The organism is Flavobacterium sp. (genome assembly GCF_041911335.1).
Lineage (GTDB): Bacteria > Bacteroidota > Bacteroidia > Flavobacteriales > Flavobacteriaceae > Flavobacterium.
The window spans coordinates 140750-157415 of the sequence record NZ_JAYRPD010000047.1 but is presented as its reverse complement, the minus strand read 5'-3'; the positions used below and the strand labels follow the sequence as shown (position 1 = coordinate 157415).

The window sequence follows — 16666 nt, the reverse complement described above, 5'->3', positions numbered from 1 at the left end:
AAAAGCCGAACATGATGTCCGGCTTTTACAATTTATTTAAAATCAATTGTTTTAATATCTGACCAAATTCATACATATCTTCGAAAGAACAATAAAATGGTGCTGGTGCTAAACGAATTACGTTTGGCTCTCTCCAATCGGTGATTACGCCGTTTTTCATTAATCTATCAAATAACTCTCTTCCTTGTCCGTGAAGGTAAACTGATAATTGACAACCGCGTTCTTCTTGATTTGATGGTGTTAAAATTTCGAAATCAGCTCCCTCTAATTCTTTGTCGATTTCGTGAAGAATAAATTCTAAATAAGATGTAATTAAATTTCGCTTTGTGATTAGTTTATCCATCCCAACTTCAGCAAACATTTCTACCGAAGCTAAATATGGAGCTAATGATAAAATTGGAAGATTACTAATTTGCCAACCATCTGCTCCATGAACAGGGTCAAAATCGGGTTCCATTTTAAAACGACGCTCTTTGTTGTGTCCGTACCAACCTGCAAAACGTTTTAATTCTTTATCGTTATGATGTTTTTCATGAACAAAGAATCCCGAAGCATTTCCAGGTCCAGAATTCATATATTTATAACTACACCAAGCGGCGAAGTCAACATTCCAATCGTGCAAATCTAATTTGATATTTCCAGCAGCGTGCGCTAAATCCCACCCCACATAAGCTCCGTGTTTTTGCCCAGTTGCCGTGATGGTTTTCATATCAAACACTTGTCCCGTATAATAATTTACACCGCCGATTAAAACCAAAGCTAATTCATTTCCTACCTCATCAATTTTAGCTAATACATCTTCTAATCGAATATTGGCTTCTCCTTCTCTACGTTTGATTTCAACGATTGCATCTTTTGGATCAAAACCATGAAATTTTACTTGACTTTGAAACATGTATTGGTCGCTTGGAAACGCCTTTTCCTCACAAATGATTTTGTATTTCTGCGGTGTTGGATTGTAAAAAGACACCATTAACAAATGTAAATTCACTGTTAATGTATTCATCACACCCACTTCTGTAGGTTTTGCTCCTACAATATCACTCAAAGGAACTGCAAAACGTTCTTGATAATCCCACCAAGGTTTATCAGCATAAAAATGACCTTCTACTGCTAAATTTGCCCAATCTGCCATTACTTCATCAACGTAAGTTTTGGTTCTTTTTGGTTGTAATCCTAAAGAATTTCCTGTAAAATAAATTACTTGTTTTCCGTTTACATGCGGAAAATGAAATTCATCTCTGTATTTTCTTAATTCGTCTTGAGCGTCTAAACTTTGTGCAAATTCGCGAGTATTTATAAATGTCATTGGGTTGTTTTGTTTGAAGGGTAAAATTAGGTAAAAGTTTCAAAGCAACAAAAAGCGAAACCTGTTTAAATAATAAATCTCAACCTTTCGATTGAGATTCTTAAAATTATATGATTAACATCGCATCTCCGTAAGAGTAAAAACGATATTTTTCTTTAATTGCTTCTTCGTAAGCTTTCTTCATTAAATCGTGACCACAAAAAGCAGAAATCATCATTAATAAAGTTGATTTTGGTGTATGAAAATTAGTAATCATGCAATCTGCAAGACTAAAATCGTATGGAGGATAAATAAATTTATTTGTCCAACCTGTGTAAGGATTTAACGTTCTTTGAGAAGAAACAGAACTTTCCATAGCTCTCATAGAAGTTGTTCCTACACAACATACTTTTTTCTTTTTGGCTTTTGCATTATTAACGATATCACAAGCTTCTTGCTTAATAATCATTTCTTCTGAATCCATTTTGTGCTTCGATAAATCTTCTACCTCAACTGGATTAAAAGTTCCTAAACCAACGTGTAAAGTTACTTCTGCAAAGTCAACACCTTTAATTTCTAAACGCTTTAATAAATGCTTAGAAAAGTGTAAACCTGCAGTTGGAGCTGCAACAGCACCTTCTTCTTTTGCATAAATCGTTTGGTAACGCTCCGCGTCTTCTGGAGTTACCTCACGATTGATGTATTTAGGTATTGGAGTTTCACCAAGTTCTACTAATTTTTCTCTGAATTCTTCGTAAGAACCATCGTATAAGAAACGTAATGTTCTTCCACGAGAAGTGGTATTATCAATTACTTCAGCTACTAACGAATCGTCATCACCAAAATACAATTTGTTTCCGATACGAATTTTACGTGCTGGATCTACTAAAACATCCCACAAACGTTGTTCTGCATTTAATTCTCTTAATAAGAAAACTTCAATACGAGCACCAGTTTTTTCTTTATTTCCATATAAACGTGCTGGAAAAACTTTCGTATTGTTTAACACCATTACATCTCCGTCATCGAAGTAATCGATAACGTCTTTAAATAATTTGTGTTCAATAGTTCCTGTTTTTCTATTAACTACCATTAAACGAGATTCATCTCTGTTTTCAGCAGGAAATTCAGCTAATAATTCTTCTGGTAAATTGAAATTGAAATGAGATAATTTCATTCTTTTAAGTTTAAAAGTTTATAGTTTAAAAGTTTAAAGAGATGTTAAACTCCCAAACAAGGCTGCAAATATACAATCTGAAAATAGGGGTTGTCAAGTAAATTGATGTTTATTTTTTACAAATCTAATTAAAGTTATTATTTTTGTGGCAGTTTCGGGATGTAGCGCAGCCTGGTAGCGTACTAGCATGGGGTGCTAGGGGTCGCTGGTTCGAATCCAGTCATCCCGACTTTTCTTTTATAACTCTTTTATTGAAAATCCCACTTTTTTCAAATCTTCCCAAAAATCGGGATAAGATTTAGAAACCACTTCAGCTTCATTAATTTGTATTGGAACTTTCAAAGCTAAAGGAGCAAAAGCCATAGCCATTCTGTGATCTTGATAGGTAGCAATTACAATATTTTCATTAATGCTATTTGATTTCTCCAAAGTCAAACTGTCATTAGTAACTGAAACTTTCGCTCCTAACTTTGTTAACTCAGTTTTTAATGCTTCTAATCTATCTGTTTCTTTTATTTTTAAGGTGTGTAATCTCGTTAAATGACAACCCATTCCTAATCCAAAACAAGTTACAGCAATGGTTTGGGCAATATCAGGACAATTATTTAATTGGTAATTGACAATTGACAATTGACAATTTTTTGTTTTAGAAATCGTAATCGAATTATCATTATTAAAAATAGTTTCTACACCAAAATCTTTATAAATATCAACCAAAGTGCTATCGCCTTGTAAACTATTTTCTTTGTAACTTGAAAGTGAAATTTGTGTACCAATTTCTGATAGAGCAACAATGGAATACCAGTACGATGCAGAACTCCAATCAGATTCAACTGTTATTGGGTGATGGATGATGGGTGATGGATGATGGGTGACTTTGATTATGTTATTTTCAAATGAAGTCGTCACTCCTATTTCATTCAATAACGCTAAAGTCATTTTAATGTAAGGAACTGAAGTAATTTCTCCTTCCAGTGTTAACTCTAAACCATTTTCTAATTTAGGCGCAATTAACAACAAAGCTGAAATATATTGACTACTCACATTCGCAGGAAGCGAAACTTTATTTTGAGTTAACTTCTTCCCTTTGATTTTTATTGGCGGAAAACCTTCGTTTTCTTCATAAGTAATTTCGGTTCCTAATTCATTTAAAGCCTCAACTAAAATTTTTATCGGACGCTCTTTCATTCTTGAAGAACCTGTTAAAACTACTTCTTTTCCTTCTTGAATAGCAAAAAAAGCAGTAAGAAAACGCATGGCGGTTCCGGCGTGGTGAACGTCTATTACATCGGTGATGGGTGATGGGTGATGGGTGACAGCTAATGCTTTTTGCATTACTTCAGAATCATCTGAATTAGAAGTGTTTTCAATATTTAGATTTGGATATAAAGCCTTTAACAACAACAGTCTATTAGTCTCCGATTTACTACCAGTGATTCCAATTCTAGATTGTTGATTGTTAACTTTTGACTTTTCTATACGTAAATTCATTATTTTGTAACCATTTTTAGTCCAACTATGGATAAAATTAATGTGCTAATAAAAAACACGCGCCAAAAAGTCACCGGTTCTTTAAAAACAATGATTCCCACTAAAACACTTCCTACAGCACCAATTCCTGTCCAAACGGCATAAGCGGTTCCAATGGGTAATTCTTTGGTGGCTTTTACTAATAATATCATACTGATGGAAAGACACACCAAAAAACCTCCATACCAAAGCAAGGAAGCACTTCCTGTTGATTCTTTTGCTTTTCCGAGACAAGTGGCAAAACCTACTTCGAATAATCCTGCTATTATTAATAAAATCCAGTTCAATTTATTTCAGTTTATCATTATTGTGATGACGGTCGTGATCACGTTTGGTTTTTAAATCCATTTTTTTATCAAAAGCGGCTTGTAAATCAACTCCTGTTTGGTTGGCTAAACACAAAACTACAAAAACTACATCGGCAAGTTCTTCGCCTAAGTCTTTGTTTTTATCCGATTCTTTTTCTGATTGTTCGCCATAACGACGAGCAATAATTCGGGCAACCTCTCCTACTTCTTCGGTAAGTTGGGCCATATTAGTTAACTCATTGAAGTAACGAACTCCATGTTCTTTAATCCAATTATCTACTTCTTGTTGGGAGTTTTTTAGGTTCATTTATTCTTTATTTTTTGTATCAATTATTATCGTCACAGGTCCGTCATTAACCAAACCAACTTTCATATCTGCTCCAAATTGTCCTGTTTGAACTTTTTTACCCAATTCAATTTCCATTTGTTTTACGAAAGATTCGTAAAGCGGAATGGCAATTTCAGGTTTTGAGGCTTTTATATAACTTGGTCGATTTCCTTTTTTTGTAGCCGCATGTAATGTGAATTGCGAAACTACAATCATCTCTCCATTGATGTCTTTTAATGACAAATTCATCACTTCATTTTCATCAGGAAATATGCGAAGATTGGCTATTTTAGAGGTTAACCAGCTAATATCCTCTTGACTATCAGAATCTTCAATCCCTACTAAAACCAAAAGCCCTTTCTGAATTTCTGCTACTATTTCGGCATCTATTGTTACAAAAGATTGGGAAACTCGTTGAATTACTGCTTTCATTATTAATTATCCTAAAATAAATTACTTCTCTACGATTTTCTAGTTTCATCACTGGCTCTTCTTTCTGCATCATAAATATCAGCGCGATATTGTTCTTCGTCGCCTTCTAAAATTTGGGTATAACTTTTATAGCGGGACCACGAAATTTCATCATTTTCTAAAGCTTTTTTTATTGCACAATGCGGTTCATCTTTATGCAAACAGTTGTTAAACTTACATTGATCTTTCAAAGCAAAAAATTCAGGAAAATAATCTCCGATTTCTTGTTTATCCATGTCCACAATACCAAAACCACGAATACCAGGCGTATCGATAATTTTAGCTCCAAAAGATAAATCAAACATTTCGGCAAACGTTGTTGTATGTTTTCCTTGCGAATGAGATTCCGAAATTTGCTTGGTTTTTAAATTTAATGACGGTTCTAAAGTATTTACCAAAGTTGATTTCCCTACGCCTGAATGCCCCGAGAACATCGAAACTTTATCTTTCATTAAGGCTTTCAATTCATCAATTCCTTTTCCATCTTTAGCGGAAACACGCAAACATTTGTAACCGATTGACGAATATACATGTTGTAAATACAATTGTTCGTCTAAAGTAGCATCATCAAACGTATCAATTTTATTAAACACGATAACAGCTTCAATTCCGTAAGCTTCGGCAGTAACTAAAAATCGGTCGATAAAACTTGTGGTTGTTGGAGGATTATTAATCGTAACCAATAAAAAAACCACATCAATATTAGCCGCAATAATGTGCATTTGATGCGATAAATTCACCGATTTTCTTACGATATAATTTTTTCTATCATGAATTGCCGTAATAACTCCCGTAGTTTCATCTGTAGTGTTTTCAATATCGTAATCTACTACATCACCCACCGCAATAGGATTGGTACTTTTGATACCTTTCATTCTAAATTTACCTTTTATACGGCACTCCAAAAAATCACCATTTTCAGTTTTAATGGTGTACCAGCTTCCAGTAGATTTATATACGATTCCTGTCATTAAAAGTTTGAAGTTAGAAGTCAGAAGTTAGAAATTTTCTAAATCTACTTCGTTAATTGTAGCAAAGATAGTGTTTCTATATAAAATTATTTATTTATCACTTTTTCTTGATGAGTTATACTTTCTTGATGTATCGCCTTAAACAAATGCATTACAAATTCGTTACTTAATCCCTTTTCTTCTCCTTCCAAAATCATTTTTCCTAAGATTTCGTTCCAACGCTGGTTTTGTAAAATAGCTACGTTTTTCTCTTTCTTCAACAATCCTATTTTATCTGCAACTTTCATTCGGTTACCCAAGATTTCCAACAATTTCCCATCAAATTCATCAATTTGCATACGGAGTTTTGCCATTTTTTGGTTGTATTCGCTTTCATCATCCGTTACTTTTCTAACGCGCAAATTGATGAACATTTGTTTTAATGTAGCTGGAGTTACTTGTTGAGCAGCATCACTCCAAGCGTTATCTGGGTCGATATGGGTTTCGATAATTAATCCGTCGTAATTCAAATCTAAAGCTTGTTGCGATACTTCTTGAATCATATCGCGCTTTCCTGTAATGTGTGAAGGATCACAAATCAAAGGTAAATCTGGGAAACGATTTTGTAAATCGATTGCAATTTGCCATTCAGGATTATTACGGTATTTTGTTTTTTCGTAAGTAGAAAATCCTCTGTGAATAACACCTAATTTCTTTATGTTCGCATTATATAATCGCTCTAAACCGCCAATCCATAAAGATAAATCGGGATTTACTGGGTTTTTTAATAAAACGATTTTATCTGTTCCTTGCAAAGCATCTGCAATTTCTTGAACGGCGAAAGGATTTACGGTAGTTCTGGCGCCAATCCATAATACATCAATATCGTGTTCCAATGCTAATTTTACGTGAGCTGCCGTAGCGACTTCTGTTGCCATTAACAAACCGGTTTCTGCTTTGGCTTTTTGCAACCATTTCAATCCGATTTCGCCCACACCTTCAAATCCACCTGGACGAGTACGAGGTTTCCAAATTCCCGCACGGAAAATGGATACATCGGACTTCTTTAATTCATGAGCTATTTTTAAAACTTGATCTTCGGTTTCTGCACTACAAGGTCCTGCAATTACTAGTGGATGATTTAATTGAAAATCATCTAACCAAGTGCGTAATTCTTTTTTATTTTCCATAACCATATTTTCACTGTAAAATTACTACTTATTCTTAAATTATTATTGTTTACTTCTTTCATATTCACCCAAAACCTTGAAATGCGTTGTCATGATTTCCATTACTTTTTTCGCTTTTTCAAAATGCTTGTATTTTTCAAAAACTACATCTACAAAAAAAGCATACGTAAAAGGCTTTTCGATTATAGGTAGCGATTGAATTTTTGTTAGATTCAATTTACAATTATTCAACACATTTAAAACTGTTGCCAAGGAACCCGGCGTATCATCTAATTCAAATTTTATCGATGCTTTATTGATGAGTTCTTTTGGAATTTCTTTGTTCGATGCTTTTAAAACCACAAAACGCGTTTTATTGCTTTTTACGGTGTGAATTCCGTCGGCAATAATTTCCAAATTGTAAATTTCGGAAGCCACTGGTCCAGCTAAAGCTCCAATTCCTTTTAATTGGTTTTCCTGAATTCGTTTAGCCGTGATCGCGGTATCCGAACTTTCTACCAACTTAATATGCGGATATTGACTAAAGAAATTGGCACATTGCAACAAAGCTATTGGATGCGAATGCACTTCTTTGATATCTTCAATTTTTTGACCTGGCAACACCATCAAATTCATGTGAATATCCAAAAAATATTCACCAATAATGTGCAAATCATTTGAATCAATTAAGGCATAATTAGGCAAAATAGCGCCCGCAATCGAATTCTCAATCGCCATAATTGCTTTGTCCGACTGGTTGTTTTTCAAACTATTGGCTACATCTCTAAATGTGGCACATTCATCCAAACCAATTGCTTCACCAAAATATCGATGTGCTACTTGGTGATGAAACGACCCTTGAATTCCCTGAATTGCGACTTTAATTCCCATATTTTTGAGCAAAAAAAAATCCCGATTTGCATCGGGATTGTATGTTTATAAAATAAATTTCTTTGATTTATATAATAGCACAACAATCCCTTAACTGTCTCCAGAAGAAATAAAAAGAATGGTTATAAAAAAATGTGCTATTGTTAAGCATTGTGCTCTTTGTTATTTGATTCTGCTAAAGTAATAAAAAAATGAAAACAAAATACTTTTTTAAATAAATTTGAGTTCTTTTAAAAAAAGTTACTTTTGCTAAAATTTACATCATATGTCGATAGAAGTTCAAAATATTTCAAAAAATTACGGAGACCAAAAAGCGTTAGACAATATTAGTTTTTCAGTAAAAAAAGGAGAAATTGTAGGTTTTTTAGGTCCAAATGGTGCCGGAAAATCCACTTTAATGAAAATTTTGACAACTTACTTAACGGCAGATAGCGGAACTGCCGTTGTAAACGAACACGATGTAACTTCGGCACAAAAAGAAGTACAAAAATCAGTTGGGTATTTACCAGAACACAATCCGTTGTATTTAGATTTATATGTGAGAGAATATTTGGCTTTTAATGCCGATTTACATAAAGTTGCAAAATCAAGAATTGACGAAGTAATTGTTTTAACAGGATTAACGCCAGAAAGTCATAAGAAAATCGGAGAATTATCAAAAGGTTACCGCCAACGTGTAGGATTAGCAACAGCTTTATTACACAATCCAGATGTAATGATTTTAGACGAACCAACCACAGGTTTGGACCCAAATCAATTAGTTGAGATTCGTGATTTGATTAAAAACATTGGAAAAGACAAAACGGTTTTTCTATCGACGCACATTATGCAAGAAGTGGAAGCGATTTGCGATAGAATTATCATTATCGATAAAGGTAAAATCGTTACAGATAAAAAATTAAACAATTTAGTGGCTGAAGAAGCCGAACAAATTATTGAAGTAGAATTTGACAAAAAGGTTTCTGAATCTGATTTTGCTGCTTTACCAAATTTAAAATCAGCAAAAAATTCGCATAATTTAGTTTGGGAGCTTAGTTTTACCACAGCAACAGATATGCGACCAGCGCTATTTGATTTTGCCCAAGCGAACCATTTGAGAACATTACAAATTGTGTTGAAAAGTAAAAACTTGGAACAAATTTTTAGAGAGAAAACAACTAGAAAATAAAAAAATCTCCTTACAACTAAACTGTAAGGAGATTTTAAAAGTATTGTAACACTAATTTAAAGTTACCAAATACTTTTGTCTGAGTTTGTCGTAATCATCGTAAACCACAGAAAGTGCGTAACTCGACAAATTTTCATTCAACAACGAATTGTAAATGAAATCTTCTTCCGTAAAACCATATTTGGTAATGGCCTCTTTGATGTATTTTACGGCAACCTCTTTTTTATTCTGATAAAAGTAACAGTTTGCCACTTCTATATACACGTCTTTTAAATTTTCACCTTTCGACAATTTGATGTAATTTTCATACTCTTTAATTGCTTCAGTATAATTTTTCTTCTCGGTAAGTGATCTAGCCTTTGTTAAGATAGAATCCAATTCATTTGCGAAGGTTAACTGGGAAATGAATAAAATTACGAATGAACAGATAATTTTTTTCATGGGTTTAGTTTTTTGTTATTATAAATTTACGAATCTTTTTTTGAATAAAAAAATATATATTTAGCAATCACACCTGTTTTAATCAGAACACAATATATATATTTAACATTTTTAATGAATTATATTTAATTTTTATCATTTAATATCAGAAGAAATGAAATTAAAAACCTGAAAATCGACGAAATACAGAAATATTCGAAAAAATGCACTTTTTTAAAAAAATTTTGTTTTTAATCGAATTTATATGCTTTTCATCGGTAAAATTATAATTTTATTTGATTTGAAAAAATAATTACATCTGAAATAACAATTTATTAAACTGAAATCCTGTTGGTTACAATTTATTAATCAATAGTTTCTTCTACGTTAACTTCATTTACAAAAAAAAATCTGGCCTGGTTTTAAAAAAAAATCTCCTAAATATAAAATACTTAGGAGATTCAAATTATTAAAAAGAGTTTTAAAAAATTTCTTTTGCTATTGCTTTTACATTTTCGGCTTTTCCCATAGAATAGTAATGTAAAACTGGAATTCCTGCTGCTACCAATTCCTTACTTTGTTGTATACACCATTCAATTCCAATTTGTTTTACTGCTTCATTATCTTTTGCTTTAACTACTTCCATGATTAAATCATCGGGTAACTCTAAACTAAATCGATGTGGAATTAAATTCAATTGTTTTTTAGTTGCGATAGGTTTTAATCCCGGAATAATTGGAACTGTAATTCCAGCCGCTCTGCATTTGGCTACAAAATCGAAGAACTTTTTATTATCAAAAAACATTTGGGTAATAATATAATCGGCTCCGTTTTTAATTTTTTGCTTTACGAAATGAATATCGCTATCTAAACTTGGAGCTTCCATATGTTTTTCTGGATAACCAGCAACTCCAATGCAAAAATCGGTTTTGGTGGAATTTTGCAAATCTTCATCTAAATAAATTCCTTTATTTAAGTTGCTTATTTGCGTTACTAATTCGGAAGCATAAGCATGACCTTCTTTTTCAGGTTTGAAGTAAATTTCGCTTTTAACCGCATCGCCACGAAGTGCTACGACATTGTCAATTCCTAAGAAATCTAAATCAATTAATAAATTCTCTGTGTCTTCTTTGGTAAAACCACCACACAAAATATGAGGAATAGCATCTACTTGATATCTATTCTGAATTCCAGCACAAATCCCAACCGTTCCCGGACGTTTTTTAACCACTTTTTTCTGAAGTAAGCCATTTTCTAGCTCTTTGAATTCATATTCCTCACGATGGTAGGTTACATCAATAAATGGCGGATTAAATTCCATCAATGGATCAATGCTATCAAAAATAGATTGAATGTTTTGTCCTTTTAAAGGCGGTAAAATTTCGAAGGAGAACAAAGGTTTTCCATTGGCATTTTGTATATGTTCAGTTACTTTCATGTCTTTTAGTTTCAGGTTTCAAGTTTCAGGTTTCAGGTTAGTTGAGCAACTTGAAACAAATATTTAATCTGCTAAGTTTGGTGACAGCCATTTTTCAGCTAATTCTACACTTATATTTCTTCTTTTGGCGTAATCTTCTAATTGGTCTTTTTTAATTTTTCCTAAACCAAAATATTTACTTTCTGGATTGGCAAAATAATAGCCCGAAACCGAAGCCGCTGGCCACATCGCCATACTTTCGGTTAACTTTACTCCTATTTCTTGTTCCACATTTAATAATTTCCAAATTGTTGGTTTTTCTAAATGGTCAGGACAAGCGGGATAACCTGGAGCAGGACGAATTCCTTTGTATTTTTCTTTAATTAACTCATCATTTGACAAAACCTCATCGGAAGCGTAACCCCAAATTTCTTTACGGACTTTTAAATGCAAATATTCTGCAAAAGCTTCTGCTAATCTATCACCTAACGCTTTTACCAAAATGGAATTATAATCGTCTAATTGCTTTTCGAATTCCGAAGCTTTTTCGTCAACTCCAAAACCTGTGGTAACACAGAAACATCCGATGTAATCTTGTTTGCCAATTTCTTTTGGCGCAATAAAATCCGCTAATGCGACATTTGGAGCTCCGACTGTTTTTTGAGACTGTTGTCTTAAAGTTAGAAACTTCTCAACTTCGCTTGAAGCAATAACCTCAATATCATCATCATTAATAGTATTCGCTGGAAAAATTCCTAAAATTCCTTTTGTGGTGAACCAATTTTCTGAAACAATTTGAGAAAGCATTTTTTGTGCATCTTCAAACAAATGAGTCGCCTGTTCACCTACAATTTCATCCGTTAAAATTGCTGGAAATTTCCCATACAATTCCCATGACTGAAAAAACGGTGTCCAATCGATAAAATCTACTAATTCTGAAAGTGCAACTTCAACGGTTTTTGTTCCGATGAAATTAGGTTTTACAGGTTCGTAATTATCCCAATCGATTTTTAATTTATTTTTACGCGCTTCTTCAATTGATAAGAAATTTTTCTCACGACTTCTGTTCAAATAACCTTCTCGAAGTGAGTCATATTCTTCACGAAGTGATTTTGCATAGGTAGTTTTAGTATCGGGTTGTAATAAATTGGTTGCAACTGTTACTGCTCGAGAAGCATCGTTCACATGAACCACGGTTTCTTTATATTCTGGAGCAATTTTTACAGCCGTATGTGCACGTGAAGTTGTCGCACCACCAATCATTACGGGGATTTTGATATTCAATTTATCCATTTCTTTGGCCAAATACACCATTTCATCCAATGAAGGTGTAATCAAACCACTCAAACCAATAATATCAACATTTTCCTTAACAGCAACTTCAATAATTTTTTCTGGCGGAACCATCACACCTAAATCAATGATTTCGAAATTATTACAGGCTAAAACTACTGAAACAATGTTTTTACCAATATCATGTACATCACCCTTTACCGTTGCCATCAATACTTTCCCAGCACTTGACGAAGCAGAACCATCTTTTGAAGCTTCAATATAAGGAAGCAGATAAGCAACAGCTTTTTTCATCACACGTGCTGATTTTACTACTTGCGGCAAAAACATTTTTCCCGAACCAAACAAATCACCCACCACGTTCATTCCAGCCATCAAATTGATTTCGATAACTTCGATGGGTTTTTTAGCTAACTGACGCGCTTCTTCGATATCAATCTCGATAAACTCGTCAATTCCTTTTACTAATGAATGCGTCAATCGCTCTTGAACGGAACCATTTCGCCACTCAGCAATAGCTTTTTCATTCGATTTCACACCACCTTTGAAACTTTCGGCTAAATCTAGTAAACGCTCTGTAGCATCTTCTCTTCTATTTAATAAAACATCTTCAACATGTTCTAAAAGATTTTTATCGATTTCATCATAAATCTCCAACATTTCCGGATTTACAATTCCCATCGTCATTCCGTTTTGAATGGCATGATATAAGAATGCCGAATGCATGGCTTCACGCACTTTATCGTTGCCACGGAAAGAAAAAGACACATTACTAACTCCGCCCGAAACATTTGCATACGGAAGATTTTCGCGAATCCATTTGGTTGCTCGGAAGAAATCTAAAGCATTTAGTTTGTGCTCTTCCATTCCGGTTGCGACTGGAAAAATATTGGGATCAAAAATGATGTCTTCGACAGGAAAACCAACTTGGTTTACCAAAATATCGTAACTTCTTTTACAGATTTCGATACGTCTTTCGTAAGTATCAGCTTGACCTTTTTCATCAAAAGCCATAACGATTACAGCGGCTCCATAGCGTTTGATTAATTTGGCATGATGAATAAAAGTAGCTTCTCCTTCTTTTAACGAAATCGAATTCACCACGCCTTTCCCTTGAATGACCTTTAAACCCGCTTCGATGATTTCCCATTTTGAAGAATCTATCATAACAGGAACTCGCGCAATATCGGGTTCAGCCGCGATTAGATTTAGGAATTTGGTCATCGCATAAACGCCATCCAACATTCCTTCATCCATGTTGACATCGATGATTTGCGCGCCACCTTCTACCTGTGCACGTGCAATTTCTAAAGCTTCATCGTACTTTTCTTCTTTAATTAAACGAAGAAATTTCCTAGAACCGGTTACGTTTGTTCGTTCTCCAACGTTTACAAAATTGGTTTCTGGAGTTACAATCAAAGGTTCTAAACCTGATAATTTTAAATATTTATCGGAATTATAACTCATTACTTATTCTTTTATAATGTTTCGCAACATCCTTCCAAAAAGATTTACTGTTGCTCACGTATTGGCAAACCCAACATCGTTGCGACTGTAAAAATGTTTCGAATTGTATTTTTATGGTATTGTTTTTCATTGTTCTATTTTTTGCCACGGATTTCACCGACTAAACGGATTTCAATTGTTGCGTTCTGGGTTTAAATTCTTTTGCAACCTCAGCAATTAATTTAATGTGTTCTGGCGTTGTTCCGCAACAACCACCTATTATATTCACTAAATTTTCTTGTAAATACTCACGGATTAATTGTTGCATTTCTTCCGGAGTTTGATCGTATTGTCCGAAGGCATTGGGCAAACCTGCATTGGGATGTGCCGAAATATTTAACGAGGTGTTATTTCCTAATCGTTTCAAATACGGCTTTAATTGGTCGGCTCCTAAAGCACAATTAAATCCAACACTCAACAAAGGAATATGTGAAATCGAAATCAAAAAAGCTTCCACGGTTTGACCCGAAAGCGTTCTTCCAGAAGCATCTGTAATTGTTCCTGAAACCATTACTGGAATATCGATATTGCGTTCTTCTTTCACTTCTTCAATAGCAAACAAAGCGGCTTTTGCATTTAACGTATCAAAAATCGTTTCTACTAAAAGTAAATCGCAACCGCCATCAATTAAAGCCTCGACCTGTTGTTTGTAGGCGATTTTTAGGTCGTCGAAATTCACAGCTCGAAATCCTGGGTCATTTACATCAGGCGACATCGATGCTGTTCTGTTTGTTGGGCCGATTGAACCTGCTACAAATCTTGGTTTATCGGTAAATTCGTCAGCGACTTCACGAGCGATTTTAGCCGATTGAAAATTTAGTTCATAAACCAAATTTTCCATATGATAATCAGCCATTCCTATTGTAGTTCCTGAAAAAGTATTGGTTTCTACAATATCAGCACCCGCTTCAAAATAAGCTCGATGTACTGATTTTACAGCTTCGGGTTGGGTAATGGAAAGTAAATCGTTATTTCCTTTTAAGGGATATGGAAAATCTTTGAAACGCTCGCCTCTAAAATCTTCTTCTTCAAATTTATAACGTTGCAACATCGTTCCCATAGCTCCATCGAGCACAAGAATTCGTTTTTTGATTTCTTCTTGAATTTTTGACATATTATTTTTAACGCAAAGCTCGCAAAGGGTTTTCGCAAGGTTCGCAATGCTTTAATTTATTAATATGTTATCAAGAAATTGGAAAGAATTTCCTTAGGTTATCTTTTCCACCTAGGCGGATAGAATGTAGCACCTTTCCACTAGCGCGGGAGGTTGCTAAGCTTTCACAGGGTCTATTCCCTCCAGCTTTCGTGATAACAAACACTATAATTATGAACACCGCAAATGTAGTGACAAAATTGAAATAATGAAATATTTTCTAAAATTTCATCAAAAAAAGATTATTTATAGATTTATATTCTAAATTAATCATTTTAAAAAGAATATAAATCTATAAAATATTTTAAAAACTTTTATTCTAACGCTTGCTTTAAGTCGTTAATTACATCTTGAACCGTTTCTAAACCGACAGAAACGCGGACTAAACCATCTGTAATGCTTACCGCTAATCTTTCTTCTTCCGTTAATTTACTATGTGTTGTGGAAGCCGGATGCGTTACAATCGAACGGGTATCTCCTAAATTCGCAGACAACGAACACAATTTGATTTTATCCAAAAATTTTCTTCCCGATTCAATTCCGCCTTTGATTTCAAACGCTACGATATTTCCGCCCAACTTCATTTGCTTTTTAGCGACTTCATATTGCGGATGTGATTTCAAAAATGGATATTTCACAGAAGCTACATTGGGATGATTTTCTAAAAATTCAGCAACTTTTAAAGCGTTTTCGCAATGTTTCTCGATACGAACCGGCAACGTTTCTAAACTTTTTGACAATACCCAAGCATTGAAAGGCGATAAAGCGGGTCCGGTGTTTCTGGAAAACAAATAAATCTCACGAATCAAATCGGAACAACCAACAGTTACTCCACCTAAAACACGACCTTGACCATCAATTAATTTCGTTGCAGAATGAATCACTAAATCAGCTCCAAATTGAATTGGATTTTGAATATAAGGCGTTGCAAAACAGTTATCAATGATTAAAATTAAGTTGTGTTTTTTGGCTATTTTCCCCAATAATTCCAAATCTAAAATATCTACCGCTGGATTCGTTGGTGATTCAGCGTAAAGAATTTTGGTATTCGGTAGAATAAAATTTTCAATTGTTTCTGGTTGATTGACATCGAAATAGGAAGTTGTGATGTTCCATTTTGGAAAATATTTGGTAAACAACGTATGTGTCGAACCAAAAACACTACTTGCAGAAACGATATGATCACCCGAATTCAATAAAGCAGCAAAAGTAGAATACACCGCCGCCATTCCTGTTGCGAAAGCGTAGCCATCTTCTGCTCCTTCCATTTGACAAATTTTTTCAACAAATTCGGATGTGTTGGGATTGGAAAATCGGCTGTAAATATTGCGTTCTTTTTCTTCAGCAAATGAAGCTCGCATGTCTTCGGCATCTTCAAAAATAAAACTCGAAGTTAGATATAACGGAACGGAATGTTCTAAATATTGTGTGCGTTCTAATTGCGTTCTGATGGCTTGGGTTTCTAATCCTAAATTTTGGTTGCTCATGGTTTGTTTGTTTTTAACATAAAAGTCATAAAAGTTTAACTTGAATGACTTATAAAGAATAGTTTAAGTTCATTTAAGAATAAAACCTACAAAACTTTTACATCTTGCAG

The 16666-nt window shown here is 34.0% G+C and carries 15 protein-coding genes, 1 tRNA gene and 1 riboswitch; of the genes, 2 read left to right on the top strand and 14 right to left on the bottom strand.

Going from position 1 to position 16666, the window contains the following annotated elements:
• Positions 1–25: 25 nt before the first annotated feature.
• Complete coding sequence (gene kynU, locus ACE3PD_RS08145; protein WP_374401323.1) at positions 26–1309, bottom strand: kynureninase; 1284 nt, start codon at positions 1307–1309, stop codon at positions 26–28.
• A gap of 106 nt (positions 1310–1415) precedes the next feature.
• A complete protein-coding gene (queA, locus tag ACE3PD_RS08140) occupies positions 1416–2465 on the bottom strand; it encodes a tRNA preQ1(34) S-adenosylmethionine ribosyltransferase-isomerase QueA (protein WP_374401321.1) in 1050 nt (349 codons plus the stop codon).
• Between the two features lie 155 nt (positions 2466–2620).
• Here queA and ACE3PD_RS08135 point away from each other — a divergent pair.
• Positions 2621–2694 (top strand) — tRNA-Pro (locus ACE3PD_RS08135).
• An 8-nt stretch (positions 2695–2702) separates the two neighbouring features.
• Here the strand turns inward: ACE3PD_RS08135 and aroA are convergent.
• The 7 genes from aroA to ACE3PD_RS08100 all read right to left on the bottom strand — a co-directional run bounded on the left by aroA (position 2703) and on the right by ACE3PD_RS08100 (position 8112).
• Entirely contained in the window at positions 2703–3956 is a 1254-nt protein-coding gene (gene aroA, locus ACE3PD_RS08130) for a 3-phosphoshikimate 1-carboxyvinyltransferase (RefSeq protein WP_374401319.1), read from the bottom strand.
• Positions 3956–4282 carry a multidrug efflux SMR transporter gene (locus ACE3PD_RS08125; protein WP_374401317.1) on the bottom strand — a complete coding sequence of 109 codons (327 nt, stop codon included), beginning with the start codon at positions 4280–4282 and terminating at the stop codon, positions 3956–3958. The genes aroA and ACE3PD_RS08125 overlap by 1 nt, the downstream gene beginning before the upstream one ends.
• A 1-nt stretch (position 4283) precedes the next feature.
• Positions 4284–4610 (bottom strand): nucleotide pyrophosphohydrolase, encoded by a 327-nt coding sequence (locus ACE3PD_RS08120; protein WP_133610418.1) that lies wholly within the window; start codon positions 4608–4610, stop codon positions 4284–4286.
• Positions 4611–5063, bottom strand: a complete 453-nt coding sequence (dtd, locus tag ACE3PD_RS08115) for a D-aminoacyl-tRNA deacylase (RefSeq protein ID WP_374401314.1) — start codon at positions 5061–5063, stop codon at positions 4611–4613.
• A gap of 29 nt (positions 5064–5092) precedes the next feature.
• Positions 5093–6073, bottom strand: a complete 981-nt coding sequence (gene rsgA, locus ACE3PD_RS08110; protein ID WP_374401312.1) for a ribosome small subunit-dependent GTPase A — start codon at positions 6071–6073, stop codon at positions 5093–5095.
• A gap of 86 nt (positions 6074–6159) precedes the next feature.
• Entirely contained in the window at positions 6160–7242 is a 1083-nt protein-coding gene (locus ACE3PD_RS08105) for a chorismate mutase (protein ID WP_374401310.1), read from the bottom strand.
• 42 nt (positions 7243–7284) lie between these two features.
• A complete protein-coding gene (locus ACE3PD_RS08100) occupies positions 7285–8112 on the bottom strand; it encodes a prephenate dehydratase (RefSeq protein ID WP_374401308.1) in 828 nt (275 codons plus the stop codon).
• Between the two features lie 265 nt (positions 8113–8377).
• Here ACE3PD_RS08100 and gldA point away from each other — a divergent pair, with 265 nt between their 5' ends.
• The gene (gene gldA / locus ACE3PD_RS08095; RefSeq protein WP_374401306.1) at positions 8378–9280 is read left to right on the top strand and encodes a gliding motility-associated ABC transporter ATP-binding subunit GldA; all 903 of its coding nucleotides are present in this window, start codon (positions 8378–8380) and stop codon (positions 9278–9280) included.
• Positions 9281–9331: 51 nt separating this feature from the next.
• Here the strand turns inward: gldA and ACE3PD_RS08090 are convergent, their stop codons facing one another.
• From ACE3PD_RS08090 to ACE3PD_RS08070, 5 genes are all read right to left on the bottom strand, one after another.
• Positions 9332–9721, bottom strand: coding sequence for a hypothetical protein (locus ACE3PD_RS08090; protein ID WP_374401304.1), 390 nt, complete (start codon positions 9719–9721; stop codon positions 9332–9334).
• 460 nt (positions 9722–10181) lie between these two features.
• Positions 10182–11138, bottom strand: a complete 957-nt coding sequence (gene metF / locus ACE3PD_RS08085; RefSeq protein WP_374401301.1) for a methylenetetrahydrofolate reductase [NAD(P)H] — start codon at positions 11136–11138, stop codon at positions 10182–10184.
• Positions 11139–11201: 63 nt separating this feature from the next.
• Positions 11202–13877 carry a methionine synthase gene (gene metH / locus ACE3PD_RS08080; protein WP_374401299.1) on the bottom strand — a complete coding sequence of 892 codons (2676 nt, stop codon included), beginning with the start codon at positions 13875–13877 and terminating at the stop codon, positions 11202–11204.
• Between the two features lie 160 nt (positions 13878–14037).
• Complete coding sequence (locus tag ACE3PD_RS08075) at positions 14038–15030, bottom strand: homocysteine S-methyltransferase family protein (RefSeq protein WP_374401297.1); 993 nt, start codon at positions 15028–15030, stop codon at positions 14038–14040.
• Between the two features lie 95 nt (positions 15031–15125).
• A riboswitch (SAM riboswitch) is annotated at positions 15126–15231 on the bottom strand.
• Between the two features lie 152 nt (positions 15232–15383).
• The gene (locus ACE3PD_RS08070) at positions 15384–16556 is read right to left on the bottom strand and encodes a PLP-dependent aspartate aminotransferase family protein (protein ID WP_374401295.1); all 1173 of its coding nucleotides are present in this window, start codon (positions 16554–16556) and stop codon (positions 15384–15386) included.
• Between the last annotated feature and the right edge of the window lie 110 nt (positions 16557–16666).